Origin of the sequence: Sphingomonas sp. Leaf34 (assembly GCF_001421805.1) — a bacterium.
Lineage (GTDB): Bacteria > Pseudomonadota > Alphaproteobacteria > Sphingomonadales > Sphingomonadaceae > Sphingomonas.
This window is the reverse complement of record NZ_LMLC01000001.1, coordinates 643,705-669,194: the sequence shown is the minus strand read 5'-3', so window position 1 is coordinate 669,194 and position 25,490 is coordinate 643,705. Positions and strand designations below refer to the sequence as shown.

The following is a 25,490-nucleotide window of genomic DNA, read 5'->3' as shown; positions in this document are numbered from 1 at the left end:
CGCGTGACCCTACCCCCCCCCCCGCGTTCCCGAGGGAACAGAAGGGCGAGAGCCGTGGGGACCGCGAGACCGTCGGTCGTCGCTGCTCCCCGAACCATGATCCACCCCGGCCTCCGCCGGGGAGGTGGATCTGGCGGCTCCGCGGAGACCTGACCGGAGCGGGGGCCCCCCTCACCGGTTGCACCAATCCCCCCCGGCATTTACGGCAAGCGTTTTCCCGCACCCCCGGAGTCTCGCCTTGCCCAACCCCACCTACGACGTCGTCGCGATCGGCAATGCCATCGTCGACATCCTCGCCACCGCCGACGACGCGTTCATCACGGAGATCGGCGTCGCCAAGGGCTCGATGCAGCTGATGTTCTCGTCCGAGGAAGCCGATGCGCTGTATGCCAAGATGGGCCCGGGGATGGAGATTTCGGGCGGTTCGGCGGCCAACACCGTCGCCGGCATCGCCGCGCTCGGCGGCAAATGCGGGTTCATCGGCCAGGTCGCCGACGATCAGCTCGGCCAGGTCTTCGCGCACGACGTCCGCAGCATCGGCATCGAGTTCGCCACGCCGGTCCGCGCGGGCGACCCGACCACCGGGCGCTGCCTGATCTTCGTGACGCCGGACGGCCAGCGCACGATGAACACCTTCCTCGGCGCGGGCCAGTTCCTCCCCGCCGCGGCGATCGACACCGCGATGATCGCCGACAGCGCGATCCTGTATCTCGAAGGCTATCTCTGGGATCCCGAAGAGCCGCGCGCCGCGATGCGCGCCGCGATCGATTGCGCGCGCGGGGCAGGGCGCAAGGTCGCGTTCACGCTCAGCGACGTGTTCTGCATCTCGCGTCACGGCGGCGATTTCCGCCAGCTGCTGTCGGACGGCCTGATCGACATCCTGTTCGCCAATGAGCATGAACTCGCCGCGCTCGCCGAGACGGACGATTTCGACGCGGCGGTCGCGAGGATCTCGGCGCAGGTTCCGACGTTGGTCGTCACCCGCGGCGAGCACGGCGCCTGCGCGCTCCAGAACGGTACGCGCGCCGAAGTGAAGGCCGAGCCGATCGCCAAGGTCGTCGACACGACCGGTGCGGGCGACCTGTTCGCGGCGGGCTTCCTTCACGGCCAGGCGCAGGGCTACGACCTGCACGCCTCGCTGAAGCTCGGTGCGATCTGCGCTGCCGAGATCATCAGCCATGTCGGCGCGCGCCCAATGGTCGACATGAAGGCGCTGGCGGTCAGGCACATCGGCTGACGCCGCCACATCGTCATTCCCGCGGAAGCGGCAACCCATATTGGCTAACCGCCCGATCGAGTCGCGGGCGCCCGAGGCTATGGATCCCCGCCCCCGCGGGGATGACGCATTTGGTACACAGCACAAAAAAAGGGCCGCGGGAATTTCTTCCCGGGGCCCTTTTCGCGTCCGCCGTCAGAGCGTTCCCGGCGGCGCGCGGTCGTCGGTATCGGGACCATCGTCGAGCCCCAGCCCGACATGGCTGCGCGAGCGGCTGTAGAGGAAGTAGATCAGCAACCCGATCGCGCCCCAGCCCGGCAGGACCAGCTTGGCCGTCAGCGGCAGCGACAGATACAGCCCGACGCAGCCGATGATCGCGAGGGGCGCGACGATCCATACCGCGGGGGTGCGGAACGGGCGGCGGCGAGCGGGATCGGCCTTGCGCAGCACCATCACCGAGATCGCCACCATCATGAATGCGAACAGCGTGCCCGCATTCGAATAATCGGCGAGCTTGCCCACCGGCAGGATCGCCGCCGCAATCGCCGCGGCGATGCCGGTGACGATCGTGACGACATGCGGCGTGTGGAACTTCGGGTGGATCGACGCGAGCCGCGCGGGCAGCAGCCCGTCGCGCGCCATCGTGAAGAACACGCGGGTCTGGCCGAACATCATCATCAGCACGACCGACGGCAGCGCCAGCACCGCCGCGAGGCCGACCAGCCGGCCCATGATCGGCCAGTTGATGACCTGCAGCACATGGACGAGCGCTTCCTTCGAGCAGACCAGAGGCTCCATCGCGCCCGACGCGACGATCGCGGCGCAGCGCCCCGCCATCTCGGCCGAGCCCGGCGCCAGCACGCCGCCATCGGCGCTCGTGACCGGGTTCGCGCCGATTGCACCGATCGCGCCCGAGGCGACGAGCAGGTAGAACAGCGTGCAGATGCCGAGGCTGGCGATTAGCCCGATCGGCACGTTGCGCTGCGGGTTCTTGGTTTCCTCTGCTGCGGTCGACACCGCGTCGAAGCCGACATAGGCGAAGAAGATCGACGCCGCGGCACCCAGCACGCCGACACCCGACGAGCTCAGCGGATTGCCGACGCCGTAGGGCAGGAAGGGCTGGAAGTTGTCCGCCTTGAGCACCGGAATCGTCAGCGCGATGAACGCGGTCAGCGCGGCGATCTTGATCAGCACCAGTACCGCGTTGACGCGCGCGCTCTCGGTCGTTCCGACCACGAGCAGCCACGTGACGAGTGCGATGATGATCACTGCGGGCAGGTTCATGAAGCCGCCGACCGTCATCGCGGTCTGCAGATCGGCGTTGGGCGTCGCGCCGAACGCGACCTGGACGTGCGCCATCAGCGCGTCGGCGTTGCGCAACCCGCTCGGGATATGGAAGCCGATCCCGTCGAGCAGCCCGGCGAGATGGTTCGACCACCCGACCGCGACCGCGCTCGCGCCGACCGCATATTCGAGGATCAGCGCCCAGCCGACCATCCAGGCGAGCAGCTCACCCGTGACCGCATAGGTATAGGTATAGGCCGAGCCCGACACCGGCACCATCGAGGCGAGTTCGGAATAGCAGAGCGCGGCGACCGCGCAGACGAAGCCCGCGACGACGAAGCTGAGCAGCATGCCCGGCCCGGCCTTCTGCGCGGCCTCGGACGTCAGCACGAAGATACCGGTGCCGATGACCGCGCCGACGCCCAGCAGCGTCAGCTGGAATGCGCTGAGCGTTCGCGCCAGACCCTTTTTCTCTGCCGTCGCCAGAATGGCATCCAGCGATTTTACGCGACCAAAAATCAATTCGGTACCCCCCGGGGATTGCGAGGGCCGGGTCAATAAGGCCCCCTTGCACAAGCAAACGAGCCTAATGGCAATTTTATTACGCGCAATCCTTTAGTGCGGTGAAGCTGGCCTATCGCGCCAGCATCGGCCCGAGCGGGCGCCCGCCGAAGACATGAACGTGCAAGTGCGGCACCTCCTGGTGGCCGTCCTGGCCGATGTTCGCGAGCAGGCGGTAGCCGGGCTCGACCAGCCCCGCGGCGCGCGCGACGGTGCCGACGGCACGAATGAAGCCGGCGATCTCGGCGTCGGGCGCGCGCGCGGAAAAGTCGTCCCACGAGACGTAGGCGCCCTTGGGGATCACCAGCAGATGCATCGGCGCCTGCGGATTGATGTCATGGAACGCGATCGCGAAGTCGTCTTCATAGACGCGGTTGGACGGGATCTCGCCGCGGAGGATCTTCGCGAAGATGTTCTGGTCGTCATAGGGCAGGGTGGCGTCGATCGGCATACATTCCCCTTCCGCTTGCGGGAGGGGTTAGGGGAGGGGCTTGCCTTCCCGATCCCGGCGGAGCGCGTCGATCATGCCCTCCCCCGACCCCTCCCGCAAGCGGAAGGGGAGTAGATCAGCCTGTCCGCGCGGCCTTCTCGACGAGCCCGCCAACCCCCTCGCGGCGCACGAGCTCGGCACGCACGTCGTCGAGGCTCAGCCCCGCATCCGCGAGCAGCACGGCCAGATGGAAGATCAGGTCCGCGGCTTCCGGCACGATGCTCGCCTCGTCGCCCGAGCATGCCGCGATCACTGTCTCGACGGCTTCCTCGCCGAGCTTCTGCGCGATCTTGGGCCGGCCCTTGGCGAACAGGCTGGCGGTGTAGCTGGTGTCGGCGGGTGCATCGCGGCGGGCGCGGATGGTCGCCTCGAGGCGGTCGAATACGGGGTCCATGCGCTGCGTGCTGACGCAGCGCGGCAGGCGGGTCAATCCTTCTTGCGGTGGCGCTTCTCAGTCGGGGCCGTCTTTGCGAACCGCTTGCGCAGCGCCCGCCGTACCATCCACACGCCCACCACCGCGACCGCGAAAAGGGCGATGTCCGACAGTTCGGGCCCGGTGCGCGGATGGACGATGCCGCTATGCCCCGACTGCACCGCGAGAAGGGGCAGGGCGATCATCGGATCAGGCTGACCGAACTGGCGTGCGCACCGGAATACCCGCCGCCGCCAGGGCCGCATGCGCGTCGCCGATCGACGCCTGCCCGAAATGGAAAATCGACGCCGCCAGCACCGCGCTCGCATGCCCATCGCGGATGCCCGCGACCAGATCGTCGAGCCCGCCGACTCCGCCGCTGGCGACCACCGGCACGCCCACCCGGTCCGAAATCGCTCGAATGAGGTCGAGGTCGTAGCCGCTCCGCGTGCCGTCGCGGTCCATCGAGGTGACGAGCAACTCGCCCGCGCCGAGGTCGGCGAGCTTCACCGCATGCGCGATCGCGTCGATGCCGGTCGCGCGTCGGCCGCCATGCGTGAACACTTCCCAGCCTTCGCCCGAGCGTCGGGCGTCGACGCTCGCGACGCAGCACTGGCTGCCGAAGCGTTCGGCGATGTCGGCGACGAGTTCGGGCCGCTCGACCGCGGCGGAATTGACCGCCACCTTGTCCGCGCCCGCGAGCAACAGCGCGCGCGCATCGTCCGCGGTCCGCACGCCGCCGCCGACGGTCAGCGGCATGAAACACACCGCCGCCGTCCGCCGCACGACGTCGAGGATCGTGCCGCGGCCTTCATGGCTCGCGCCGATATCGAGGAAGCACAATTCGTCCGCCCCGGCGGCATCATAGGCGCGCGCCTGCTCGACCGGATCGCCGGCGTCGCGCAGTTCGACGAAGTTCACGCCTTTCACGACGCGGCCATCGGCGACGTCGAGGCACGGAATGACTCGGGCGCGGACGGTCACGCGCTTGGCCTAGAAGAGTTTTCACGCGGAGACGCGGAGACGCGAAGACGCGGCGGCGCCGCTAAGAAGGCGATTTCGCGCAGAGGCGCAGAGAACGCAGAGAAGAGGGGGAGCAGCGAAGCCCGCAGGATACCGACGCCGGTAGCAAAAAGATGAATGCTGCCGCGCACTGCCTCCGCGTTCTCTGCGCCTCTGCGCGAAAAACTCTCACTATCTCCGCGTCTCCGCGTCTCCGCGTGAACCCTCATGCGGCTTTCGCCACGCTCAAGGCTGCGGCGAGATCGAGCCGGCCGTCGTACAGCGCCCGCCCGGTAATCACGCCCTCGACACCATCGCGGACATGCAGCGCCAGCACATGGATCTCGGCGATGCCCTTCACGCCGCCGCTCGCGATCACCGGAATGTCGACCGACCGCGCCAGGTCGACCGTCGCCTCGACATTGCAGCCCTTCAGCATCCCGTCGCGACCGACATCGGTGAACAGCAGCGACGCCACGCCCGCATCCTCGAACCGGCGCGCGAGATCGACCGCGCTCGTGGTCGAGACGTCGGCCCAGCCCTTGGTCGCGACCATGCCGTCCTTCGCATCGACCGCGACGACGATGCCGCCGGGGAAATCCTTCGCCACGCCGCGCACGAAGTCGGGATCCTCGAGCGCCGCGGTACCGATCACGACTCGCGACACGCCCAGATCGAACCAGCCCTCGACATTGGCGCGCGTCCGGATGCCGCCGCCGAGCTGCACATGCCCCGGAAACTGCGCGACGATCGCACGCACCGCGTCGCCATTGACCGAGGCACCCGCAAACGCCCCGTCGAGATCGACGACGTGCAGATGCTCGGCGCCTGCGCTTGCGAACAGCATCGCCTGCGCGGCGGGATCGTCGCCATAGACGGTCGCGCGGTCCATATCGCCTTCGGCAAGGCGGACGACTTGCCCTGCCTTGAGGTCGATCGCGGGGAAGATGATGAGGCTCATGGCCGCCACTCCAGGAAACGTTCGAGCAGGGCCAGGCCGTAGTGCTGGCTCTTCTCAGGATGAAATTGCACGCCGATCATCGTGTCGCGACCGATCGCCGCGGTGACCGCGCCGGCATGCTCGGTGGTTGCGAGCACGTCCGCGCCTTCAAACGCGAAACTGTGCAGAAAATACGCCTCGCCCGGCTCGATCAGCGGATGCGCGCGCGCCGGCACGACGTCGTTCCAGCCCATGTGCGGCACCTTCGCGTCGCTGCTCCCCGGCTCGAGCCGTCGCACGCGCCCGGCGACCCAGCCAAGCCCGGCATGCGTCCCCATTTCCTCGCCCGCCTCGGCCATCAACTGCATGCCGACGCAGATACCGAGGAACGGCGCGCCCTCGTCGCGCACGCGTCGGTTCAGCGCCTCGACCATCCCCGGCACCGCGCGCAACGCCGCCGCGCACGCGCCATAAGCCCCGACGCCCGGCAGCACGATGCGGTCCGCCTTTGCGACGACATCCGCGTCGGCGGTGACGATCAGGTCGCTACAGCCCGCGGTGCGCAGCGCGTTCTCGACCGAATGGAGATTGCCCGCGCCGTAATCGATCAGCGCGAGCGTCACAGTATCCCCTTGGTCGACGGGATCGCGTCGGCCTTGCGCGGGTCGATCTCGATCGCGGTGCGCAGCGCGCGCGCGACGCCCTTGAACGCGGCCTCGGCGATGTGGTGGTTGTTGGTGCCGTACAGCGTCTCGACGTGCAGCGTGATGCCGGCGGCCTGCGCGAAGCTGTGGAAGAAATGCTCGAACATCTCGGTATCCATCGTGCCGAGCCGGGTCTGCGAGAACAGGTCCTTCCAGACGAGCCACGGACGGCCGGAGATATCGAGCGCCACCCGCGTGAGAGTCTCGTCCATCGGCGACAGCGCATCGCCGTACCGCGTGATGCCGCGCTTGTCGCCGAGCGCCTGCGCGAACGCCTGGCCGATCGCGATGCCGGTATCCTCGACGGTGTGATGCTCGTCGATATGCAGGTCGCCCTTGGTGCGGACGTGCAGGTCGATCAGCGAATGCCGCGAGAGCTGTTCGAGCATGTGATCGAAGAAACCGACCCCGGTCTCGACGTCGTAAACGCCGGTCCCGTCGAGGTTTATGGTGACGTCGATCGCCGTCTCGGCGGTGGAGCGGGAAATCGTGGCGGTGCGCATTCCGACTCCCATAACGGACCGTACGGCGCATGCAATCTTGACCGGCATCCGAATACCGCTACCCAGAGGGAATGAGCGATGGACTGCCCGATAGCCTGATTCCGTACGACGAGATCGTGCAAGAAGCCCTGCGTGCCGTGGTCGGCCGCGTGCTCGGCTCCGTGTCGGAGGCCGGCGGGCTTCCCGGCGAGCATCATTTCTACATCACCTTCAAGACGCAGGCGCCGGGAGTCGACATCCCCAAGCGGCTGATCGAACGCTTCCCGGACGAGATGACGATCGTGATGCAGAACCGCTATTGGGACCTCGTGGTCGACGATACGCGCTTCTCGATCGGGCTGAGCTTCAACCAGGTCCCGTCGAAGCTGGTCATCCCCTATTCGGCGATCACCGCGTTCCAGGATCCCGCGGTCAGCTTCGAACTGCGCTTCCAGGCGCAGGAGGGCGCCGACGAGGCGCTCGGCGAGCATGACGAACCCGAGAATGACGGCCCCACCGCGGTGCCGATCGAGGACGGCTCGAACGTCGTCGCGGTGGATTTCAAGCGGAAGAAGTAGGCTGGAGCGAGGCGATCAGCACGCTGATCGCCGGTCGCACAGCGACGCGAACGGCCGGCCGACGCGCACCGCGCGGTCGACGGCATGGGATTTACTCCCATGTCGGGCTTCTGGCCTCCGCCGCTCCCGACTCTACGGCGTCATACCGGAACAAGCCCGGCATGACGGAGTAGGTACGAGATGACCACCACCCGCATAGAAACCGACTCGATCGGCCCGATCGAAGTCCCCGCCGACGCCTATTGGGGCGCGCAGACCGAGCGATCGGTCGAGAACTTCCCCTTCGGCACCCGCGAACGCATGCCGATCGACATCGTCCACGCATTGGCGCTCGTCAAACAGGCGGCTGCGCGCGTGAACCGATCGCACGGCCTCGACGCCACCATCGCCGACGCCATTGAATCAGCCGCGCAGGAAGTCATCGACGGCACGCTCGACGACCAGTTCCCGCTGGTCATCTGGCAGACCGGCAGCGGCACGCAGTCGAACATGAACGTCAACGAGGTCATCGCTGGCCGCGCCAACGAGGTCCTCACCGGCACGCGCGGCGGCAAGTCGCCGGTCCACCCCAACGATCACGTCAACATGAGCCAGTCGTCGAACGACAGCTTCCCGACCGCGCTCCACATCGCCGCCGCGCTCGCCACGACGCAGCGGCTGATCCCCGCGCTCGACCGGCTCCACGCCGCGCTCGATGCGAAGGCGAAGGCCTGGGACGACATCGTCAAGATCGGCCGCACGCACCTGCAGGACGCGACGCCGCTGACGCTCGGCCAGGAATTCTCCGGTTATGCCAACCAGCTCTATCGCTGCCGGCACCGGATCGAGCCCGCGATCAGCCACGGCATGGTCATCCTCGCGCAGGGTGGCACCGCGGTCGGCACCGGCCTGAACGCGCCGCACGGCTTCGGTGATGCGTTCGCAGGCGAAGTGGCGACGATCACCGGCCTCCCGTTCGTCAGCGCACGCAACAAGTTCGAGGCGCTCGCCTCGAACGATCCGCTTGTCCATTTGTCGGGCACGCTCAACACGCTCGCGGTCGCACTCACCAAGATCGCCAACGATATCCGCCTGCTCGGCTCGGGCCCGCGCTGCGGCTTCGGCGAGATCGACCTGCCCGCGAACGAGCCCGGCAGCTCGATCATGCCCGGCAAGGTCAACCCCACCCAGTGCGAGATGCTGACGATGGTCGCCGGCCAGGTGATGGGCAACCATGTCGCGGTGACGGTCGGCGGGATGCAGGGCCATCTCGAGTTGAACGTGTTCAAGCCGCTGATCGGCGCGAACGTGCTGCGCTCGATCGACCTGCTCGCGACGGCGATGGAGGGCTTTGCGGAGCGCTGCGTCGACGGCATCGAGCCCAATCGCGACCGCATCGCCGACCTGCTCGACCGCTCGCTGATGCTGGTGACCGCGCTCGCCCCCGAGATCGGCTACGACGCGGCGGCGAAGATCGCCAAACACGCGCACGTTGAGGGTCTGACGCTGAAGGAGGCGGGGCTCGCACTCGGGCTGGTCGATGCTGAGACGTTCGACCGGGTCGTGCGCCCCGAATCAATGCTGGGACGGTAACCGTTCTCCTGCGCACGCAGGAGTCCAGGGTCACGGGCGGCGCGCTTGGTACCCTGGGCTCCTGCGTGCGCAGGAGAACACGGGGCAAGGGAACCCAAACGCCCCTCGCGCGCTAACCCGCCACACGCGAAGGAGAAATTACGTGGGCGCAACGACCATAGGCGCGCTGATCGGCGCAGGCATCGATTCGCTTAGCGGCGATGACGGCAACGCGGACGGCGCAATCATCGGTGCGGTGACCGCCAACGTGCTCAAAATCGTCGTGCCGCTGGCCGTGACCTACGCGATCGGCTGGGCGGTGCTGCGCGGTGCAGCGGAACTCAAGGACCAGGTTTTCGGAGAGGTTAAGTCATGATTGGACGTATCATCAGTGCATTGGTTGGCCGCGAAATGGGTCGTCGCGAAGGCTCGGGCGGCGCATCGGGCGCGGTCAAGGGCGTAGTCGCAATGAGCGTACTGCGTCGCATGGGCCCGCTCGGCATGGTCCTCGGCGGCGGCTATGCGGCCAAGAAGGCGTATGACCGCAACAAGGCGCGCAAGGCAGGCTACTGACCGCCGTCTGAATGACACAAGCGGGCCGCGCATGGGTTGACGCCCATGCGCAGTCCGCGGCAAGGGCGCGCATGCCCCACACACTTCCGTCCGACCCGCATGGTTTCCGTCGCCGCGGCGTCCTGTTCGTCCTGTCCTCGCCCTCCGGCGCCGGCAAGTCGACGATCGCGCGCCGCCTGCTCGCCGACGAGCACGAGCTGGAGATGTCGGTCTCGGTGACGACTCGGTCGATGCGGCCGGGCGAAGTCGACGGCAAGGATTACCATTTCACCGATCTCGAGGGCTTTCGCGACATGGTCGCGAAGGACGAGTTCCTCGAATGGGCGCACGTCTTCAACCACCGCTACGGCACCCCGCGCGCGCAGGTCGAGGAGATGCTGGCGGCCGGCAAGGACGTGCTGTTCGACATCGACTGGCAGGGTGCACAGCAGCTGTTCCAGATCGCCGGTGGCGACGTCGTCCGCGTCTTCATCTTCCCGCCGTCGATGGAAGAACTCCACCGCCGCCTCACCAGCCGCGGCACCGACTCGACCGAAGTGATCGACGCGCGCATGTCGCGTGCGGCGAACGAGGTCAGTCACTGGGACGGTTATGACTATGTCCTGGTCAACGACGACGTGGACAGCTGCATCCGCGGCGTGAAGACGATCCTTGCCGCCGAACGCCTCAAGCGCTCGCGGCAAACGGGGCTGATAGGCTTCATCCGCCGCCTGACTCGCTAAGCTCCCCGGTGCTCCTGCGAACGCAGGAGCCCAGGATACCAGGCGCTATCCCTAGTAACCCTGGGCTCCTGCGTTCGCAGGAGAACGGCTAGAGCATCCCCAGAAACGCCACCCCGCGCGCGAACTCCTGGCGCTTGAGTTCGCGCAGCTCGGCCGCCTGCCAGTCCTCGCCCCACATTTCGATCGACCAGTCCTCGTCGAGACCCGCCGCCGCCCAGGCCGCGTCGGCATCGATCTCGCCCTCGATCAGCGCCAGCCCGATCACCAGCGATCCCGTCAGCGTCACCACCGGCGACAGTCCCGCCAGCCGGAAATCGTCATACGCCGCGACCGCCTCGTGCAGCCGGGCGATCGTCGCGGGGGCCTGCGCAACGTGCATCACCCCCGCGGTCACCGCGAACGTCACGTCGTACCGCGCGCGCGCCCAGTCAAGCAGCGGATTCCACGCCGCCGCCTGCCGCTCGACCAGCAACGGCGGCCCCTCGGCGCGGTAGCAGAGCAGGTCGCTCTCGCCATAGGCCGCCAGCCGCGCGGCGAACTGCGTCGGGTCGTTCGCGATCGGATCGGTCGCCGCATTGGCGAGCCCCGTCAGCGGCATCGTCCGCGGATCGATCGTCTCGCCGACGCTGCGCCATTCTTCCGCCACCGCCTCGGCCAGCGCCGCGGTCGGCAGCGCCAGCGGCCGCCGCCCGGGCGTCCGCACCGGCTTGCCGTCGAGCGTCACCACGCGATCGGCATCGATCGCAACGTCTTTCCAGAACCGCTTCATTGGGGTGGACTCCGCCAGCGATGCGCGAGGCTGCGCGGGACGGTGGCGATCATCGCCATCGCCGACAGCACGATCGCCGTCCCGAGGATCTTCGGCCCCATGTCATGCGCCCGCGCGATCAGGATCAGGCCGAGCAACGCCCCCGCGACCCCTGCCATCCGCACGACGACCAGCACGAACCAGCGCCGCTGCGCCACTTTTTCGGCGTCGGTCATGGCCCCGTCCTCGAATCCGCGACCATGTGCAGCAGCTCGGGCACCGCGGTCGCGACGACGTCCGCCCCCGCATCCGACAATTCGTGCACCGCGTGATAGCCCCAGGCGACGCCGACCGCGCGCACCCGCGCCGCGCGCGCCATCGCCATGTCGAAGCTCGTATCGCCGATCATCGCGGTCGTCGCCGCGGTCGCGCCCGCTTCGGCGATCGCCGCGAACAGCATCGCCGGATCGGGCTTCGACGGATGGCGATCGGCGGTCTGCAACGTCACGAACCGATCGGTGATCCCATGCGCGGCAAGGATATGCGCGAGGCCCCGGTCCGACTTGCCCGTCGCGACGCCGAGCACCCAGCCATCGTCGGCGAGCTTCGTCAGCACGTCGGCGATCCCGTCGAACAACGGCTCGTCGGCCAGTTCGCCGCTCGCGCGCATCGCATGGAACGCGGCCTTGTAGTCGCTTGCGAGCGAACGGTGCAGCGCCTCGTCGGCCTGTGGCAGCAACACCTGCATCGCCTCGACGAGACTGAGCCCGACGATCCGGCGAATTTCGCCACGCGGCGGCGGGACGAGCCCGGCCTGCTGAAACGCGCGCTCGCACGCGACGCAGATATTCGCCTGGCTGTCGACGAGCGTCCCGTCGCAATCGAACACGGCAAGGCGGATCATGAGAGTTTCCAACGCATCCCCGCCTCGTAGATCAGCCGAGCGAACGAGGGAACGCCAAACCGGAACGCGCGTCTTGCTCGACGGTTCGTCTCGCAGACTTTTGGAGATTCACGATGGCGCACGCACCGACCGACACCCCGAACATCTGGGCCGCCGCTGCGGCAGGGCTGGTCGCGGGGCTCGCCGCGTCGTTCGTGATGGATCGTTTCCAGGCGGGCGTCGCCGCGCTCTCGTCGTCGGACAGCGACGCGGAACCCGCGACCGAAAAGGCGGCGGACAAGGTCTCTCAGGTGGTGGTGGGTCATGATCTCCCCGACGATCGCAAGCCGCTCGCCGGGCAGGCGGTGCACTACGCGCTCGGGGCAGGGCTGGGGATCGTCTACGCGGTCGCGGCCGAATACCGGCCGGCGGTGACGGCGGGGTACGGCACTGTGTTCGCGCTGGCGAACACCGCGCTGCTCGACGAGGCAGCGGTGCCCGCGGTGGGTTTTGGCAACGCCCCCTGGAAGACCGCGCCGTCGACGCATCTGCACAGCGTCGCGTCGCATATGGTGTTCGGGACGGTGACCGAAGCCGTGCAGCGGCTGCTGCGCGGGTGGATGAGGTAGGCAGTCACGCGCCCCATCACTGTTCCCCCGCGAAGGCGGGGGCCCAGGAATCAAGCAGTGCTACGACCATGGCTCCTGGACCCCCGCCTTCGCGGGGGAACGGGTAGTGGAGGACCGCCCCCCCCAACACCCGCTCCACCCCGGCGAAGGCCGGGGCCCAATTGGGGGACGGTGCTAACGGAGGGCATCGCTCCGTTACCGCAACCTCTCCAATTGGGCCCCGGCCTGCGCCGGGGTGGTGTGTGGCTCGCGTACCGGTCCGTCCGCTAGATCAGCGCGAACCCGGCCCCGTACGCGGCCCACTCGGCTTCCCCCCCGAACGACCCCGGCCGCCGGGCTTGGCACCCTCGACCCGAGGCCCACTCCGCGGCGCCCCGAACGTCGACCCGGCCCCCGTCCGAGGCCCGCCCGTCTTGGGCGCCCCCGGCTTACCGCCAGCCGGCTTCTTGTCCTCGACAACCCCGCGCCCACGCCGCTCACCTTTACGCTCTTTCCGAACCGACTTCGCATGCGCCCGCGCGCGCGACTTGATCTCCTCGCGCGACGGCGGCTTCTTCTCGTCGAGCTGCAGCGCGTCGCCGAGCTTCTCGTCGAAGCCCAGCTGCTTCAGGCTTTCCTCGAAATGCGTCGGCAGCCCGGCGGTCACGTCGATCGATCCGCCATCGGGATGATCCACCTTGATGCGCCGCGCATGCAGATGCATTTTCCGCGAGATCCCACCGGTCAGGAACGCCGCCGCGCCGCCATATTTCCCGTCGCCGACGATCGGATGCCCGATCGCCGCCATGTGCACGCGCAGCTGATGCGTGCGGCCGGTGAACGGCTGCAACTCGACCCACGCCGCACGGTTGCCCGCACGCTCGATCACGCGGTAGCGGGTGCGCGCGGGTGCGCCCTCGGCCTCGTCGACGTGCATCTTCTCGCCGCCGGTACCCGGCTGCTTGCCGATCGGCAGCTCGATCATGCCGTCCTCGATCGACGGCACGTCGACCACCAGCGCCCAATACACCTTCCGCGCGGTACGGCCCGAAAACGCCTTGGCGAAGAACGCCGCCGCGCGGCTCGTCCGCGCCACCAGCAGCGCGCCCGACGTATCCTTGTCGAGCCGGTGGACCAGCTTGGGCCGGCCCTCATTGTCATACTGGAGCCCGTCGAGCAGCCCGTCGACATGCTGCGTCGTCTTGGTGCCGCCCTGCGTCGCGAGGCCCGGCGGCTTGTTCAGCACGAACGCCTGGAAATCCTTGTGGATGACCATGCCCTGCGCGAGCTCGGTCTCTTCGTCCGACAGGATCACGCGTTCACGGACGCGCCGGGGCTTGTCGACGTCGGCCGCAGCCTTGTCGGCCTCGGGCGGCGGCACGCGGAGCATCTGGCCCGCCGCGATCCGGTCGCCCGGAGTCGCACGCGCGCCGTCGACGCGCAACTGGCCGGTGCGCGCCCACATCGCCACCGTCGTGAAGCTCGTGTCGGGCAGATGCCGCTTGAACCACCGGTCGAGCCGGATGCCGTCATCGTCGAACCCGACGTTGAACTCCCGAAAACCGGAGTCGCTATCGTTTTTGCCCGCGGTCATGCGATGGCCCTTACTGCGGTGAGACCCGCGAATACTGCGACGATCGAGCCGATCACCGAAAGGAGAATATAGCCGAACGCGACGCCGATCGCGCCCCGCTCGATCAACGTGACGACGTCGAGCGAGAAGCTTGAAAACGTCGTGAAGCCGCCCAGGACGCCGACCGCGAGCAGCAGGCGCCACGCCTCCGACGCGGTGTTCCGCGCCAGCACGCCGACCAGCACGCCCATCAGCAGTCCGCCGATCAGGTTCACCGCCAGCGTACCGAACGGATAGTCCGGTCCGAGCAGCGCCGTCATCGCGCGACCGGTCAGATAGCGCGCGCCGGAACCGACCGCGCCACCGACCATGACATAAAGAAGGGGAAACATCGCCGCGCCCTAGCGCGAATCGGGTCGAACGGAAAGGTGGGCCGGGGCGAGGGGCGAGGTGGGGACAGGCAGGCTCCCTCCGCGTCCGCTTGCGATCATCGCGCGAGCATCTGTCCCACCCTGTTTCCCCGCGGAGGCGGGGATCCAGCCTGGCCTCCTGCGTCCGCGGGAGCCCAGGTGAGGGAAGCTGCAGTTTTCCCCTACCCACCCCGGAGAAGGCCGGGGCCCAATTGGAAAGGTAGCAGTGACAAGGGGCCGCGCTCAGTTAGCAGCGTTTCCCAACTCGGCCCCGGCCTCCGCCGGGGTGGCATAATCGCGGACCAACGCCACCCGACCCTCACCGACCAGCGTTGGACACCATATCCACATCGCTCCCGCCGCCAGGCCGCGCGGTGACATACACGACATACGCGTCGTTCCCCCGAACCCCGCCCAGCACATGCTGCCGCCCGTCGGTGCTATGCCCCGCCGAATAGCCCGCCGCCCGGGCGCGCGTGTAATAATAATCGAGCATCTTCTGCATCGGCGCGCTGCTCGAGAAACTCACGACGCGCAGGCGACAGCCGTCGCGATCCGCCCCCGCCGCCTCGGTCAACCGCGCGCCCGGATAGAGCGGCAGGTCCGCCGGCAACCGGTTCGCCCATCCCGCCGAATAGCCGATCTTGGTCGCACACGCCCCCGCGTCCGGGGTTTTCTGCGCCTCGGCCAGCGCGCCAAGCGTCAATGCCGCGTTCGCCGTCCTGCATTCGGGGCAGTCGTTCGACGCCGCGGGCGCGCGCTGCAGCGTCTTCGGATCGACCGAATCGGCCTCCAGTGGCCCCTCGGGCGGCACCGCGCCGTTATCCGGGCGCGGTGCCGGTCGCACCGCATCGGTGTTCGCCGACTGCGTCAGCCGCGGATCCACCATGATCTGCGCGGCAAGCGACTCGGCCACCGCCGGATCGCGTACCGATCCATTGGTCAGCTCGGCATCGAGGCTGTTGAGATCCTGCTGGTCGGTCGAGGACTGTCCACACGACGCCAGTGCAAGCGGCAAGAGAACAAGGGCGGGGCGGAAGGAAAGGCTCATCACCAACATTCTATGCGCGAACGGTGGTGAAGAAAGCGTTTTACGCGCGGTTCGCCCCGCTGTGTCGACTTCGTCGTTAGATCCAGCGCTGTCCGGCCCGTCTTCGCGCGCCATCTTGCTCCGACGCCTGCCCGCCGCCATGTTCCGCTCATGCTGAACCTCGTCTCCATCCTCATCGGCCTCGTCACCCTGGTGCTCGGCCTCGTCGCCTTCATTCCGCTGCTCGGCTGGATGAACTGGCTCGTCATCCCGATCGGGATCGTCGGGGCGGCGGTTGGCGCGCTTTCCTCGAGCAGCGGCGGCCGCAACCTCAACATCGTCCTGATCATCATCTTCGCGCTCCGCCTCAGCCTTGGCGGCGGCATCATCTGACGCAAAAAAGGGCCCGGCGTTTCTGCCGGGCCCTTCTGTCGGATCAACTATACCGGATCAGCGGCAGCGCACGTTGCCGCGATCGATCGACTGGCCGAGCACCGCGCCGCCGCCCGCACCGATCAGCGTGCCGAGCAACTGAGAGCCACCGCCCGCAATCACGTTGCCCAGCGCACCACCTGCGAGGCCACCGATGATCAGCCCCGTCGTGCCGTCGTTGCGACGGCAATAATACCGCCCGTTGCCGCCGCGATAGATGCGGTCGTTGCGACCCAGGCGGCGCTCCTGGTAATAGCGGCCGTCGCGATAATAACGGTCGGCGAAATAGCCGCGCTGGCCCCGCTCGTAGCGGTTGTAATCATAGCCGCGATATTGCTGCCAATTGCCGTTGCGTCCGTTGTCGCGGCGGATGTCACGGATGTCGCCGCGGCGATCCTGGCGTGCGTCGCGCACCTCTTCGCGATACTCGCGCCGCGCATCGCGCACGTCGCCGCGCGAATCGGCATCGCGCAGGTCGCGGCGATAGTCGCGCTGCGCGTCGCGGACCTGGTCGTTATATTCGCGGTTGGCGCCGCGGACGGTCGATTGTGCGGTCGCGGGGATCGCCCCGAACGCCGTGGCGGCAAGGGCCGCCGAGAGAATGGCAATACGCATTGTTCGTCTCCTGCTTCGATGCGCAGAGAACGGCCGGCCGAAGCGGGAGTTGCGTGAACCGCAAACTACACCGCGTTCAGCCGGCCGAAAGACTTACACCATTGAAATCAGGCGAGGTTATGATCGAGCGTGATGTCAGCATTGAGTACCTTAGACACCGGGCAGTTCGCCTTGGCATCGGCAGCGATCGCCTCGAACTCGTCCTTCGAGATACCCTCGACCTTGGCGTTCAGCGTGAGGGCGGACTTGGTGATCTTGAAGCCGTCGCCATCCTTGTCGAGCGTCACCTTCGCCGAGGTCTCGAGCGTGCCCGCCTCATAGCCCTTGCCCGCGAGCGCAAAGCTCAGCGCCATCGTGAAGCAGCTCGCATGCGCCGCCGCGATCAGTTCCTCGGGGTTTGTGCCCGGCTCGTTCTCGAACCGCGTGTTGAAGCCGTAGGGGCTGTCCGAGAGCACGCCCGACTGCGTCGAGACATGACCCTTGCCGCTCTTGCCAAGGCCTTCATACTTTGCCGAACCGCTGCGTGTGGTCATCATGTGATCCTTCGTATGATTAAGAAAAAGGGCGCCGCGGTTTCCCACGACGCCCTCCTCCAACGCATGACGACCGAATTAGCGGCATCGATTTCGCCGCTGACAGTCAGTGGCGTCTTAGCGGCAACGACGATTGTTGTTGCTCGTGCCCTTGTCGATCGCGCGACCGGCGAGACCGCCGAGGACCGCGCCACCCAGCGTGCCGACCGTACGGTCGCCGCGCGTGTCGACCGTGCGGCCGAGGAGCGCGCCGCCGACGCCGCCGATGATCGTGCCGGTCGTGCCGTTGCTCTTCTTGCAATAGACGCGGCCGTCACGGCCACGCCATTCGCGACGATCACGCGCGTCTGCGGCCGAAACCGGGATCAGGACGGTCGGCAGGACCATGGCGCTGCAGCCAAGAGCGAGAATGAGTTTACGCATGATTGAACTCCCTAGTGAATTGATCTGCTGGTGTAACGACGTGACTATACCGCCGGTTGCATGAACCAAAAACAACACCCCGTTCATCTTCGTTCAGGGTTGGCGAGCCGGGTCGAGGCTTGTGCTTTACGCTGTAGGGCGGGGCGGTTACGCCGGCCCGATGTTGCCCGTCCCACTGCCCGTCGAGATCCTGCCCGCCCAGCTCCTGCCGGTCGCGGCGCCCTGGTTCGACCTGGCCGGCCTCGCGGTGTTCGCCGCGTCGGGCGCGCTGGCGGCGGCCAAGCGGGGGCAGACGTTCGTGACGCTCGTGTTCTTCGGGCTCATCACCGGCGTCGGTGGCGGCACGGTGCGCGACCTGCTGATCGGCGCGCCGGTCTTCTGGGTGCACGACGCGCGCGCGGCGACCGTGTGCCTGGGCATGGCGCTGCTGATCTGGGTGACGCCCGAACGCTGGTGGAAGGGCGAGGCGCTGGGCTGGTTCGACGCGGTCGGGCTGGCGGCCTACGCGGTCTACGGCGCGGCAAAGGCGCTCGGCTACGGCGTGCCGCCCGTGCCCGCGGCGCTGATGGGCGTGATGACCGCGTGCGTCGGCGGTATCATCCGCGACGTGCTGGCGGGTGAACCCTCGATCCTGATGCGGCCCGAGCTGTACGTGACCGCGGCGGCGCTGGCGTCGGCGAGTTATGTGGGGCTGGTGTTGCTCGGTATGCCCCTGTCCTGGGCCGCAGTCATCGCCGCCAGCGCGGGCTTCACACTCCGCGCCGCCGCGATCCGCTTCCACCTCGCGCTGCCGGCCTATGGTGGGCGTCGCTAACGCAGCCAGCTTCCAGCGCTAGCAGCATGTGTCCCCGCGAAGGCGGGGACCCAGTCCGGGCTCCCGCCTTCGCGGGAGAACAAGGAGGGGCAGGGGGTATCGCCCCGCACGCAATCGCCCCCCGCACATACCCCCACCCCGGCGAAGGCCGGGGCCCAAATGGGGGACGTCGCTGATGTGCGTAGCGATCCGTTACTCCAACCTTTCCAGTTGGGCCCCGGCCTTCGCCGGGGTGGGGCAGGAGTTTGCGAGCGCCTGAAGCACGGGCGAAGGAATCACCCCCGCACCACGCCGACATCCGCAAAGCGCCGCGGCTCGACCGGCGGCACCGCGGGGTCATTCAGCTGGCATTGCCAATGACCCACATCGATCCACCGGCCATTCTTGTACCCAACCTCGCGGTACACGCCCGCGCGCCGGAACCCGACCGCCTCGTGCAGCTTGATCGATGAGTCATTGGGTAGCGCGATCGCGCCGATCGCCTGCGTGAAGCCCTGCGCGCGCAGCGTATCGATCAGCGCCTCGTACAATAGCCGCCCCGCACCCTGGCGCTGCGCCGCGTCCGCGACATAGACCGTGGTCTCGCACGCGAACCGGTACGCCTCGCGCTTGTGAAACGGCGCGGCATAGGCATAGGCCAGCAGGCCGCCCTCGGCGCCGATCGTTGCGACCAGCCACGGGTACAGCCCGTCCGATGCCGCCATCCGAGCGCGCATCTGTCGTGCATCGGGCGGGTCGGTCTCGAACGACACGGTGCCGACCAGCACGTGCGGCGCATAGATCGCCGCGATCGACGCCGCATCCTCGGGAACCGCGGCGCGAATGACGATGCCGCCCCCGTTGGCAGAGGCGGCGACCATCAGAACCCGATCCGAGCCAGCAACAGGTCGAGCAGCCTGGCATCCCCGAAGCCCGCGGTCGTCGGCCCCATCCCGCCGCACTCCAGGCAGCGCGCCTGGACCGAACCCGACGTCGCCAGCCGCTTCATGTCGCCAACCGCGCGCGCGAGCATCTGGCGGCGGTCCGCCGCGACATGCGCGAACGCATCGCCGCCGCCCGCATCGTCATCGCTGCCGTCATTGCCAAAATCCTGCGCGATCGTCGCGAGAAAGCCCGGCTTCTTCTCAAGATACTCCGCATGCACCTTGGCCGGATCGAGCTTGGCGCGCTTGGCGGCCTCATCGATCGCGTCCTTAAGCGTGCCGAACCGGTCGACCAGCCCGATCTGCCGCGCGGTGCCGCCATCCCAGACGCGTCCCTGGCCGATCGCGTCGACGCGCGCAGGAGTCATCTTGCGCGACGCGGCGACCCGGCTGACGAACGCGCGGTAGCCGTTCTCGATGCCGGCCTGCGCGATCGCGTCGAACATCGGCGTCGTCCCGCCGGTGATGTCGGGCTGGCCCGACAGCGGCGTGGTCTTCACGCCGTCGCTCGTCACGCCGATCTTGGCGAGCGCGTTCTCGAACGTGGGCACGACGCCGAAGATGCCGATCGAGCCGGTGATCGTGCCGGGTTCGGCAAAGATCACGTCGGCCGGCGTCGACACCCAGTAGCCGCCGCTTGCCGCCAGGCCGCCCATCGACACGACGATCGGCAGCTTCTGGCGCTTGGCCTCGAGGATGGCGAGCCGGATCTGCTCGGACGCCAGCACCGATCCACCCGGCGAATCGACGCGCACGACCAACGCCTTCAGCGTCTTCTTGGCGAGCCCGTCGAGGACTGCCTTCTCGATCGTCTTGCCCGCCGCCTTGCCAGGGCCGCTCTCGCCGTCGACGATCTCACCGGCGATCGTCAGCACGCCGATCGGGTCGCCGCCGGTCGGTAGCGGGTTGGCCTTCACCCAGGTGTCGTAGGTGATGCTGTTGTAATTCCCCGCAGGCTTCTTGTCGTCGGACCCGGCGATCTGCGCGACGCGCCGGCCGAAGGCGGTCCGGTCGCCGAGCTTGTCGACGATCCCCGCGCGCAGATTGGCCTGCGCGATGTTGCCGTTGGCGCCGATGATCACCTTGTCCGGTGCGCTCATGAACTGCGCGATCTGCGCCTTGGGGCGTGCCTTCGCGACGGCCTCGCGCCACTGCGAGAACAAAGTCCCGTACAAAGCGGTGCTCGCCGCCTTCGCGTCCTCGCTCTGGTCGGCGCGCGTGTACGGCTCGACGAACGACTTGTAGCGGCCGACCCGGTAGACGTGCGCGTTGACGCCCAGCTTGTCGATCAGGCCCTTATAGTAGAGCTGGTTGCCGCCCGGGCCCATGAAGATCGTGCCGCCCATCGGGTTGACCCACACCTCGCTCGCATTCGCGGCGAGGCGATAGCCGCCATCGGTGTAGGCGGTCGCATAGGCGAGCACCGGCTTGCCACTCGCACGCACGCGCGCGAGTGCGTCGCCGACCTCGCCGAGTGCCGCGGGATATGCTCCGCCAAAGCTGTCGAGATCGAGTACCAAGACCTTCACGCGGCCATCGGTGCGTGCGGTGTCGATCGCGCGCACGACGTCGCGCAGCCGGAACTGGCGAGTCGTGCTCTGCCCCGACAGCGCGGCGAACGCGGCCTGCTCCTCGGGCTGCTCGACGATCGACCCGTTCAGGTCGAGCACCAGCGCGCCATCCTTGATCGCCTTGGTCCCCGGCCGCGCGTTGAGCGCCGCGAAGATCAGGCCGAAGAACAGCAGCATCGCGAGCAGGACGAGCGCGTCCTTGATCGCGACGAGCAGCTTCCACACCCCGCGCACCAGCCGCCACTTCCGCCGCGGGGGGCGGGCCGGATCGGTGTAGGAGGGGGCGTAGGACGGCGCAGCTGTATCGGTCATGGGACGAGAGCTAGAGCAAGCGTGGGGCTTCGTAAATGGCCTGTGTTACGAGGCCAACACAGGGGGCGTCGTCGCGCGGCCCCACTCCACCCCACCCCGTCATCCCCGCGGACGCGGGGACCCATAGACTCGAACGTCGGCGCTCCTATCGTGACGCCCGCCCGTATCGATTCCCGCGTTCGCGAGGATGACGGCGTATTGGCGCGGGCGGCGAGGCGTTTTTCGGTATCCGTGCTACCAACGTCGGCGTTGTCACTGCGCGCACCCGCTCTTCAGCCACGGTGCCCGAATACCACGCCAGTCGGAAAAAATTTCCGCGGCGGAACCTTTGACATGTCGCCCGGGCGTCCACATATGCCGGGTGTTGGCACTCGGGATCCCTGAGTGCCAGAAATCTGTCACAATCCCAAAAGGACATGGACCCCATGAACTTTCGTCCGTTGCATGATCGCGTGCTGGTGAAGCGCCTCGAAGCCGAAGAGAAGACGGCTGGCGGCATCATCATCCCCGACACCGCCAAGGAAAAGCCGCAGGAAGGCGAAGTCGTCGCCGTCGGCACCGGGACCCGCGCCGAGAACGGCACGATCACCCCGCTCGACGTCAAGGCCGGCGACAAGGTTCTGTTCGGCAAGTGGTCGGGCACCGAGGTCAAGGTCGACGGTGAGGATCTCCTCATCATGAAGGAATCGGACATTCTCGGCATCGTCGGCTGACCCCGACGGTCTCGCGATCGTCGGCCTTTGCTGACGTGACCGGGCCGAGAAAGGCTGGCCGCGAGATCCGCGCCAGCGTCTGCACTTCCTATACTTCACTCCATCGAAAGGGCAGCTAGCATGGCTTCCAAAGACGTAAAATTCGGCCGCGACGCGCGTGAGCGCATCCTCCGCGGCGTCGACATCCTCGCCGACGCAGTCAAGGTGACCTTGGGCCCCAAGGGCCGCAACGTCGTCATCGACAAGAGCTTCGGCGCACCGCGCATCACCAAGGACGGCGTCACCGTCGCCAAGGAGATCGAGCTCAAGGACAAGTTTGAAAACATGGGCGCGCAGATGCTGCGCGAAGTGGCCTCGAAGACCAACGACATCGCCGGTGACGGCACGACCACCGCGACGGTTCTAGCGCAGGCCATCGTCCGCGAGGGCATGAAGTCGGTCGCAGCGGGCATGAACCCGATGGATCTGAAGCGCGGCATCGATCTCGCCGTCGTCAAGGTCGTCGAGGACGTCAAGGCGCGTTCGAAGCCGGTTTCGGGTTCGAAGGAAGTGGCGCAGGTCGGCATCATCTCGGCCAATGGCGACCGTGAAGTCGGCGAGAAGATCGCCGAAGCCATGGAGAAGGTCGGCAAGGAAGGCGTGATCACCGTCGAGGAAGCCAAGGGTCTCGAATTCGAGCTCGACGTCGTCGAAGGCATGCAGTTCGACCGCGGCTATCTCTCGCCCTACTTCATCACCAACCCCGAGAAGATGACCGTCGAGCTTCAGGATCCCTACATCCTGATCCACGAGAAGAAGCTCAGCAACCTGCAGGCGATGCTCCCGATCCTGGAAGCCGTCGTTCAGTCGGGTCGCCCGCTCCTGATCATCGCCGAGGACATCGAGGGTGAGGCACTCGCCACGCTCGTCGTCAACAAGCTGCGCGGCGGCCTGAAGGTCGCAGCGGTCAAGGCACCGGGCTTCGGCGATCGTCGCAAGGCGATGCTCGAGGACATCGCGATCCTGACCAAGGGCGAGATGATCTCGGAAGACCTCGGCATCAAGCTCGAGACCGTCACGCTCGGCATGCTCGGCACTGCCAAGCGCGTCACGATCGACAAGGACAACACCGTCATCGTCGACGGTGCCGGCGATCATGACTCGATCAAGGGCCGCACCGAAGCGATCCGTCAGCAGATCGAGAACACGACCAGCGACTATGACAAGGAGAAGCTCCAGGAGCGTCTCGCCAAGCTCGCCGGTGGCGTTGCGGTGATCAAGGTCGGCGGTTCGTCGGAAGTCGAAGTCAAGGAGCGCAAGGATCGCGTCGACGACGCACTGCACGCAACCCGCGCAGCCGTCGAAGAGGGCATCGTCCCCGGTGGTGGTACGGCGCTGCTGTACGCGACCAAGGTCCTCGACGGCCTGACCGGTGCGAACGAAGACCAGACGCGCGGTATCGACATCGTCCGCAAGTCGCTGACCGCGCTGGTTCGCCAGATCGCGCAGAATGCGGGTCATGACGGTGCGGTGGTTTCGGGCAAGCTGCTCGACGGCAACGACTCGAACATCGGCTTCAACGCCGCGACCGACACCTACGAGAACCTGGTGGAAGCCGGCGTGATCGATCCGACCAAGGTCGTCCGCACCGCGCTGCAGAACGCAGCCAGCGTCGCAGGCCTCCTGATCACGACCGAAGCGGCCGTGAGCGAAATGGCCGAAGACAAGCCCGCCATGCCCATGGGCGGCGGCGGCGGCATGGGCGGCATGGGCGGCATGGACTTCTGATCTTCGACCGGGGCAGCGAAGGCTGCCCCGGACAAGAAAATCAGAACGGCCGGCGGGCTGGTGGCATGGCTACCAGTCCCGTCCGACGAACGCGCCGGCTTTGCCGGTCCTCCGTTCCGACCAAGACGACCAAGGCAAAGGGCCGGGGAGCAATCCCCGGCCCTTTGTCTGTCCACGTGATAGAAATAACCATCCACGCACGACCGCAGTCCGCGTCGATCCCGCCCGCCGCCGCGCCGAAGTCGATGACGTCCTCGATATGGGATTCGGTGGCGCCAAGGCCGAGTTCGAAGATGCCCTGATCGCCCGCTGGAATGAGGGGCCTGCCCGCATGCCCGCTAATCTCCCGATACCTCTCGAAACGACGCTCGACGGCGCCGACTTCGCCACCCGTATCGGCGGGCGGACGATGCGTTTCGCCGACGTGAGCCTCTGTACTAAACATTCTAGGTGCCCCCAATTGCCTGTCATTGGCAGGCGATCGGGCTAGGCCAGCGAGTCGGCCATCAAGGCTTTCTCGCACTTTCAACGCGTTGCGCCGCCGCGGCTTGGAAACCCTGTCCTGACGCACGTGAATGGTGCAACGGCGCCGCGTTCGCGCTACCATCGCGGCATGACCGCAGGACGCATCGAGCAGTTGACCGAAGCCCAGCGTGCCTGTCTGCGGCTGGTGCTGACGCATCACAATTCGAAGGAAATCGCGGCGCGGTTCAACGTGTCTCCCTCGGCAATCGACAAGCGGATCGAGCGCGCGGTCCAGATTCTTGGCGTCGGCACCCGGTTCGAAGCTGCGCGCCGTCTCCAACAGCACGAGCAAGGCGGTGGCAATCAAAGCGGGGATACCCTCCTTCAGGATCATCCCCCGGCGGTGCCGCCGACATACGAACGTCTCCCATCCGAACCATTCGACGTTCCCAATCCCCCCGTCCGACCGGCAGGGATCTTTGCGACCGAGCCGTGGGGGCTTGTTCGCCGCTTCCTGGGATTGTCCCAGGGCAGCGGTTCGAGGGGTATGGCGCGCAACCGGGTTCCGGTCGGCGACAGGCTGGTACGACTGGTCGGGCTCGTGGGCTTGATCGCCATCACCTCGATGGCGCTCGTGAACATGGCGATGACGTTGACCACGCTGTTGCGGGCAACCCGGATCAGCGCTGCGCCCATACACGGCACCGAACGCTCGGGGCCAACGGGGAGACTTTCGATGTTGAAACAGCGACGCGATGCCACCGATGCGGTAACCGACATCTTCCTGAAGGCCGAGACGGCGGTCGACGAAGCGGCGATGCTGGCCGCGTCGTGCGTATCGACGCTGCTTCAGCAGCGGGTTGCCGCGAACCTGCCGGTAGGAACAGGCACCGCGGCCCTGCAGCTGGTTTCGCAGGCCTCGTACGACATGATCAACGCGCGTCAGCGCTTCGTCGAGGCACATCGCGCGCTGGTCGATGTCCGTCACGACATCGGGCTTGGCCAATTCTATGGCTATGGCGACACCGCGAAGTGCCCGCCCAACGAAGGCGCGTTGCAGGGTGCCGTCGAGACGCCGCGTCGCTTGGCGGCGGTCGCCTGAACGACCGATCTCGGTCCGGCTTCGTCAGGTTCGGAGATACGCGTTGGATCGAG

At 67.3% G+C, this 25,490-nt stretch carries 32 protein-coding genes and 1 pseudogene; 13 read left to right on the top strand and 20 right to left on the bottom strand.

Going from position 1 to position 25,490, the window contains the following annotated elements; genetic code table 11:
- The first annotated feature begins 238 nt into the window (after positions 1 to 238).
- Complete coding sequence (locus ASF00_RS03095) at positions 239 to 1,237, top strand: adenosine kinase (RefSeq protein ID WP_055873946.1); 999 nt, start codon at positions 239 to 241, stop codon at positions 1,235 to 1,237.
- Positions 1,238 to 1,411: 174 nt separating this feature from the next.
- On the opposite strand, the gene ASF00_RS03090 is transcribed toward ASF00_RS03095, so the two are convergent.
- The 8 genes from ASF00_RS03090 to hisB form a co-directional block, all read right to left on the bottom strand.
- Entirely contained in the window at positions 1,412 to 3,022 is a 1,611-nt protein-coding gene (locus tag ASF00_RS03090; RefSeq protein WP_055873943.1) for an amino acid permease, read from the bottom strand.
- A gap of 112 nt (positions 3,023 to 3,134) precedes the next feature.
- A complete protein-coding gene (locus ASF00_RS03085) occupies positions 3,135 to 3,512 on the bottom strand; it encodes a histidine triad nucleotide-binding protein (protein WP_055873939.1) in 378 nt (125 codons plus the stop codon).
- A gap of 115 nt (positions 3,513 to 3,627) precedes the next feature.
- Complete coding sequence (locus tag ASF00_RS03080) at positions 3,628 to 3,945, bottom strand: phosphoribosyl-ATP diphosphatase (RefSeq protein WP_055873936.1); 318 nt, start codon at positions 3,943 to 3,945, stop codon at positions 3,628 to 3,630.
- Between the two features lie 32 nt (positions 3,946 to 3,977).
- Entirely contained in the window at positions 3,978 to 4,169 is a 192-nt protein-coding gene (locus ASF00_RS03075) for a hypothetical protein (protein ID WP_055873933.1), read from the bottom strand.
- Between the two features lie 4 nt (positions 4,170 to 4,173).
- Positions 4,174 to 4,947 (bottom strand): imidazole glycerol phosphate synthase subunit HisF, encoded by a 774-nt coding sequence (hisF, locus tag ASF00_RS03070; protein WP_055873929.1) that lies wholly within the window; start codon positions 4,945 to 4,947, stop codon positions 4,174 to 4,176.
- Positions 4,948 to 5,191: 244 nt separating this feature from the next.
- Positions 5,192 to 5,926 carry a 1-(5-phosphoribosyl)-5-[(5-phosphoribosylamino)methylideneamino]imidazole-4-carboxamide isomerase gene (gene hisA, locus ASF00_RS03065; protein WP_055873926.1) on the bottom strand — a complete coding sequence of 245 codons (735 nt, stop codon included), beginning with the start codon at positions 5,924 to 5,926 and terminating at the stop codon, positions 5,192 to 5,194.
- Positions 5,923 to 6,528, bottom strand: a complete 606-nt coding sequence (gene hisH, locus ASF00_RS03060; protein ID WP_055873923.1) for an imidazole glycerol phosphate synthase subunit HisH — start codon at positions 6,526 to 6,528, stop codon at positions 5,923 to 5,925. Before hisH ends, hisA begins: the two co-directional genes overlap by 4 nt.
- Complete coding sequence (gene hisB / locus ASF00_RS03055) at positions 6,525 to 7,112, bottom strand: imidazoleglycerol-phosphate dehydratase HisB (protein ID WP_055873920.1); 588 nt, start codon at positions 7,110 to 7,112, stop codon at positions 6,525 to 6,527. The genes hisH and hisB overlap by 4 nt, the downstream gene beginning before the upstream one ends.
- 71 nt (positions 7,113 to 7,183) lie before the next feature.
- On the opposite strand from hisB, the gene ASF00_RS03050 reads away from it, so the two are divergent.
- The 5 genes from ASF00_RS03050 (at position 7,184) to gmk (ending at position 10,515) form a co-directional block, all read left to right on the top strand.
- Positions 7,184 to 7,669, top strand: a complete 486-nt coding sequence (locus ASF00_RS03050; RefSeq protein ID WP_055873918.1) for an SspB family protein — start codon at positions 7,184 to 7,186, stop codon at positions 7,667 to 7,669.
- Positions 7,670 to 7,849: 180 nt separating this feature from the next.
- On the top strand, positions 7,850 to 9,241 hold the full coding sequence (gene fumC, locus ASF00_RS03045) for a class II fumarate hydratase (protein ID WP_055873915.1): 1,392 nt from the start codon (positions 7,850 to 7,852) through the stop codon (positions 9,239 to 9,241).
- 142 nt (positions 9,242 to 9,383) lie between these two features.
- Positions 9,384 to 9,596, top strand: a complete 213-nt coding sequence (locus ASF00_RS03040; RefSeq protein WP_037530644.1) for a hypothetical protein — start codon at positions 9,384 to 9,386, stop codon at positions 9,594 to 9,596.
- On the top strand, positions 9,593 to 9,793 hold the full coding sequence (locus ASF00_RS03035; RefSeq protein ID WP_055873913.1) for a hypothetical protein: 201 nt from the start codon (positions 9,593 to 9,595) through the stop codon (positions 9,791 to 9,793). The genes ASF00_RS03040 and ASF00_RS03035 overlap by 4 nt, the downstream gene beginning before the upstream one ends.
- A 71-nt stretch (positions 9,794 to 9,864) precedes the next feature.
- A complete protein-coding gene (gene gmk / locus ASF00_RS03030) occupies positions 9,865 to 10,515 on the top strand; it encodes a guanylate kinase (RefSeq protein WP_055873910.1) in 651 nt (216 codons plus the stop codon).
- Positions 10,516 to 10,603: 88 nt separating this feature from the next.
- Here gmk and ASF00_RS03025 read toward each other — a convergent pair whose 3' ends face one another.
- Genes ASF00_RS03025 through ASF00_RS03015 form a run of 3 tightly spaced genes read right to left on the bottom strand, consistent with a single transcriptional unit; the run spans position 10,604 to position 12,167 of the window.
- A complete protein-coding gene (locus ASF00_RS03025; protein WP_055873907.1) occupies positions 10,604 to 11,284 on the bottom strand; it encodes an ATP12 family chaperone protein in 681 nt (226 codons plus the stop codon).
- Positions 11,281 to 11,499 carry a hypothetical protein gene (locus ASF00_RS03020; protein WP_055873902.1) on the bottom strand — a complete coding sequence of 73 codons (219 nt, stop codon included), beginning with the start codon at positions 11,497 to 11,499 and terminating at the stop codon, positions 11,281 to 11,283. Before ASF00_RS03020 ends, ASF00_RS03025 begins: the two co-directional genes overlap by 4 nt.
- Complete coding sequence (locus ASF00_RS03015) at positions 11,496 to 12,167, bottom strand: HAD-IA family hydrolase (protein WP_055873899.1); 672 nt, start codon at positions 12,165 to 12,167, stop codon at positions 11,496 to 11,498. Before ASF00_RS03015 ends, ASF00_RS03020 begins: the two co-directional genes overlap by 4 nt.
- Positions 12,168 to 12,280: 113 nt before the next feature.
- Between ASF00_RS03015 and ASF00_RS03010 the strand changes: the two genes are divergently transcribed.
- Positions 12,281 to 12,775 (top strand): DUF1440 domain-containing protein, encoded by a 495-nt coding sequence (locus ASF00_RS03010; RefSeq protein WP_055873896.1) that lies wholly within the window; start codon positions 12,281 to 12,283, stop codon positions 12,773 to 12,775.
- A 271-nt stretch (positions 12,776 to 13,046) separates the two neighbouring features.
- Here the strand turns inward: ASF00_RS03010 and ASF00_RS03005 are convergent, their stop codons facing one another.
- The 3 genes from ASF00_RS03005 to ASF00_RS02995 all read right to left on the bottom strand — a co-directional run bounded on the left by ASF00_RS03005 (position 13,047) and on the right by ASF00_RS02995 (position 15,788).
- Complete coding sequence (locus tag ASF00_RS03005) at positions 13,047 to 14,348, bottom strand: RluA family pseudouridine synthase (RefSeq protein ID WP_082463184.1); 1,302 nt, start codon at positions 14,346 to 14,348, stop codon at positions 13,047 to 13,049.
- On the bottom strand, positions 14,345 to 14,719 hold the full coding sequence (crcB, locus tag ASF00_RS03000; RefSeq protein ID WP_055873893.1) for a fluoride efflux transporter CrcB: 375 nt from the start codon (positions 14,717 to 14,719) through the stop codon (positions 14,345 to 14,347). Before crcB ends, ASF00_RS03005 begins: the two co-directional genes overlap by 4 nt.
- A gap of 337 nt (positions 14,720 to 15,056) precedes the next feature.
- On the bottom strand, positions 15,057 to 15,788 hold the full coding sequence (locus ASF00_RS02995) for a hypothetical protein (RefSeq protein WP_156348142.1): 732 nt from the start codon (positions 15,786 to 15,788) through the stop codon (positions 15,057 to 15,059).
- A gap of 150 nt (positions 15,789 to 15,938) precedes the next feature.
- Here ASF00_RS02995 and ASF00_RS02990 point away from each other — a divergent pair, with 150 nt between their 5' ends.
- A complete protein-coding gene (locus ASF00_RS02990) occupies positions 15,939 to 16,160 on the top strand; it encodes a hypothetical protein (RefSeq protein WP_055873887.1) in 222 nt (73 codons plus the stop codon).
- Between the two features lie 57 nt (positions 16,161 to 16,217).
- Here the strand turns inward: ASF00_RS02990 and ASF00_RS02985 are convergent, their stop codons facing one another.
- From ASF00_RS02985 to ASF00_RS02975, 3 genes are all read right to left on the bottom strand, one after another.
- Positions 16,218 to 16,814: a glycine zipper 2TM domain-containing protein gene (locus ASF00_RS02985; RefSeq protein ID WP_055873882.1), complete on the bottom strand. Its 597-nt coding sequence runs from the start codon at positions 16,812 to 16,814 to the stop codon at positions 16,218 to 16,220.
- A gap of 107 nt (positions 16,815 to 16,921) precedes the next feature.
- A complete protein-coding gene (locus tag ASF00_RS02980) occupies positions 16,922 to 17,347 on the bottom strand; it encodes an OsmC family protein (RefSeq protein ID WP_055875305.1) in 426 nt (141 codons plus the stop codon).
- 117 nt (positions 17,348 to 17,464) lie between these two features.
- A complete protein-coding gene (locus ASF00_RS02975; protein WP_055873880.1) occupies positions 17,465 to 17,770 on the bottom strand; it encodes a glycine zipper 2TM domain-containing protein in 306 nt (101 codons plus the stop codon).
- Between the two features lie 160 nt (positions 17,771 to 17,930).
- On the opposite strand from ASF00_RS02975, the gene ASF00_RS02970 reads away from it, so the two are divergent.
- Entirely contained in the window at positions 17,931 to 18,584 is a 654-nt protein-coding gene (locus tag ASF00_RS02970) for a trimeric intracellular cation channel family protein (RefSeq protein ID WP_055873877.1), read from the top strand.
- A 275-nt stretch (positions 18,585 to 18,859) separates the two neighbouring features.
- Here ASF00_RS02970 and ASF00_RS02965 read toward each other — a convergent pair whose 3' ends face one another.
- Both ASF00_RS02965 and sppA read right to left on the bottom strand, forming a co-directional pair.
- Positions 18,860 to 19,444 (bottom strand): GNAT family N-acetyltransferase, encoded by a 585-nt coding sequence (locus ASF00_RS02965; protein WP_055873874.1) that lies wholly within the window; start codon positions 19,442 to 19,444, stop codon positions 18,860 to 18,862.
- Positions 19,444 to 21,390 (bottom strand): signal peptide peptidase SppA, encoded by a 1,947-nt coding sequence (gene sppA, locus ASF00_RS02960; protein WP_082463182.1) that lies wholly within the window; start codon positions 21,388 to 21,390, stop codon positions 19,444 to 19,446. Before sppA ends, ASF00_RS02965 begins: the two co-directional genes overlap by 1 nt.
- Positions 21,391 to 21,815: 425 nt before the next feature.
- Between sppA and groES the strand changes: the two genes are divergently transcribed.
- Positions 21,816 to 22,103, top strand: coding sequence for a co-chaperone GroES (gene groES / locus ASF00_RS02955; RefSeq protein WP_055873868.1), 288 nt, complete (start codon positions 21,816 to 21,818; stop codon positions 22,101 to 22,103).
- Positions 22,104 to 22,223: 120 nt separating this feature from the next.
- Positions 22,224 to 23,870 (top strand): chaperonin GroEL, encoded by a 1,647-nt coding sequence (groL, locus tag ASF00_RS02950; protein WP_055873865.1) that lies wholly within the window; start codon positions 22,224 to 22,226, stop codon positions 23,868 to 23,870.
- 40 nt (positions 23,871 to 23,910) lie between these two features.
- On the opposite strand, the gene ASF00_RS19260 is transcribed toward groL, so the two are convergent.
- The gene (locus ASF00_RS19260) at positions 23,911 to 24,315 is read right to left on the bottom strand and encodes a hypothetical protein (RefSeq protein ID WP_055873862.1); all 405 of its coding nucleotides are present in this window, start codon (positions 24,313 to 24,315) and stop codon (positions 23,911 to 23,913) included.
- 168 nt (positions 24,316 to 24,483) lie between these two features.
- On the opposite strand from ASF00_RS19260, the pseudogene ASF00_RS19255 reads away from it, so the two are divergent.
- A pseudogene (locus ASF00_RS19255) lies at positions 24,484 to 24,570 on the top strand (helix-turn-helix domain-containing protein); the annotation flags it as partial.
- Positions 24,571 to 24,882: 312 nt separating this feature from the next.
- Complete coding sequence (locus ASF00_RS18900) at positions 24,883 to 25,437, top strand: hypothetical protein (RefSeq protein ID WP_235525579.1); 555 nt, start codon at positions 24,883 to 24,885, stop codon at positions 25,435 to 25,437.
- Positions 25,438 to 25,490 lie beyond the last annotated feature (53 nt).

Coding starts and splice junctions, on each gene's coding strand:
- hisA (WP_055873926.1), bottom strand. CDS start 5,926: ATGAGCCTCATCATCTTCCCCGCGATCGACCTCAAGGCAGGGCAAGTC.
- ASF00_RS19260 (WP_055873862.1), bottom strand. CDS start 24,315: ATGTTTAGTACAGAGGCTCACGTCGGCGAAACGCATCGTCCGCCCGCC.
- gmk (WP_055873910.1), top strand. CDS start 9,865: ATGCCCCACACACTTCCGTCCGACCCGCATGGTTTCCGTCGCCGCGGC.
- groL (WP_055873865.1), top strand. CDS start 22,224: ATGGCTTCCAAAGACGTAAAATTCGGCCGCGACGCGCGTGAGCGCATC.
- ASF00_RS03035 (WP_055873913.1), top strand. CDS start 9,593: ATGATTGGACGTATCATCAGTGCATTGGTTGGCCGCGAAATGGGTCGT.
- ASF00_RS03015 (WP_055873899.1), bottom strand. CDS start 12,167: ATGATCCGCCTTGCCGTGTTCGATTGCGACGGGACGCTCGTCGACAGC.
- ASF00_RS02975 (WP_055873880.1), bottom strand. CDS start 17,770: ATGCGTAAACTCATTCTCGCTCTTGGCTGCAGCGCCATGGTCCTGCCG.
- ASF00_RS03025 (WP_055873907.1), bottom strand. CDS start 11,284: ATGAAGCGGTTCTGGAAAGACGTTGCGATCGATGCCGATCGCGTGGTG.
- ASF00_RS03010 (WP_055873896.1), top strand. CDS start 12,281: ATGGCGCACGCACCGACCGACACCCCGAACATCTGGGCCGCCGCTGCG.
- ASF00_RS03075 (WP_055873933.1), bottom strand. CDS start 4,169: ATGATCGCCCTGCCCCTTCTCGCGGTGCAGTCGGGGCATAGCGGCATC.
- ASF00_RS02970 (WP_055873877.1), top strand. CDS start 17,931: ATGTTGCCCGTCCCACTGCCCGTCGAGATCCTGCCCGCCCAGCTCCTG.
- ASF00_RS02965 (WP_055873874.1), bottom strand. CDS start 19,444: ATGGTCGCCGCCTCTGCCAACGGGGGCGGCATCGTCATTCGCGCCGCG.
- ASF00_RS03005 (WP_082463184.1), bottom strand. CDS start 14,348: ATGACCGCGGGCAAAAACGATAGCGACTCCGGTTTTCGGGAGTTCAAC.
- ASF00_RS02995 (WP_156348142.1), bottom strand. CDS start 15,788: ATGAGCCTTTCCTTCCGCCCCGCCCTTGTTCTCTTGCCGCTTGCACTG.
- fumC (WP_055873915.1), top strand. CDS start 7,850: ATGACCACCACCCGCATAGAAACCGACTCGATCGGCCCGATCGAAGTC.
- ASF00_RS03085 (WP_055873939.1), bottom strand. CDS start 3,512: ATGCCGATCGACGCCACCCTGCCCTATGACGACCAGAACATCTTCGCG.
- ASF00_RS03080 (WP_055873936.1), bottom strand. CDS start 3,945: ATGGACCCCGTATTCGACCGCCTCGAGGCGACCATCCGCGCCCGCCGC.
- ASF00_RS03020 (WP_055873902.1), bottom strand. CDS start 11,499: ATGACCGACGCCGAAAAAGTGGCGCAGCGGCGCTGGTTCGTGCTGGTC.
- sppA (WP_082463182.1), bottom strand. CDS start 21,390: ATGACCGATACAGCTGCGCCGTCCTACGCCCCCTCCTACACCGATCCG.
- ASF00_RS02990 (WP_055873887.1), top strand. CDS start 15,939: ATGCTGAACCTCGTCTCCATCCTCATCGGCCTCGTCACCCTGGTGCTC.
- hisB (WP_055873920.1), bottom strand. CDS start 7,112: ATGCGCACCGCCACGATTTCCCGCTCCACCGCCGAGACGGCGATCGAC.
- ASF00_RS02980 (WP_055875305.1), bottom strand. CDS start 17,347: ATGACCACACGCAGCGGTTCGGCAAAGTATGAAGGCCTTGGCAAGAGC.
- groES (WP_055873868.1), top strand. CDS start 21,816: ATGAACTTTCGTCCGTTGCATGATCGCGTGCTGGTGAAGCGCCTCGAA.
- ASF00_RS03050 (WP_055873918.1), top strand. CDS start 7,184: ATGAGCGATGGACTGCCCGATAGCCTGATTCCGTACGACGAGATCGTG.
- crcB (WP_055873893.1), bottom strand. CDS start 14,719: ATGTTTCCCCTTCTTTATGTCATGGTCGGTGGCGCGGTCGGTTCCGGC.
- ASF00_RS18900 (WP_235525579.1), top strand. CDS start 24,883: ATGGCGCGCAACCGGGTTCCGGTCGGCGACAGGCTGGTACGACTGGTC.
- ASF00_RS02985 (WP_055873882.1), bottom strand. CDS start 16,814: ATGCGTATTGCCATTCTCTCGGCGGCCCTTGCCGCCACGGCGTTCGGG.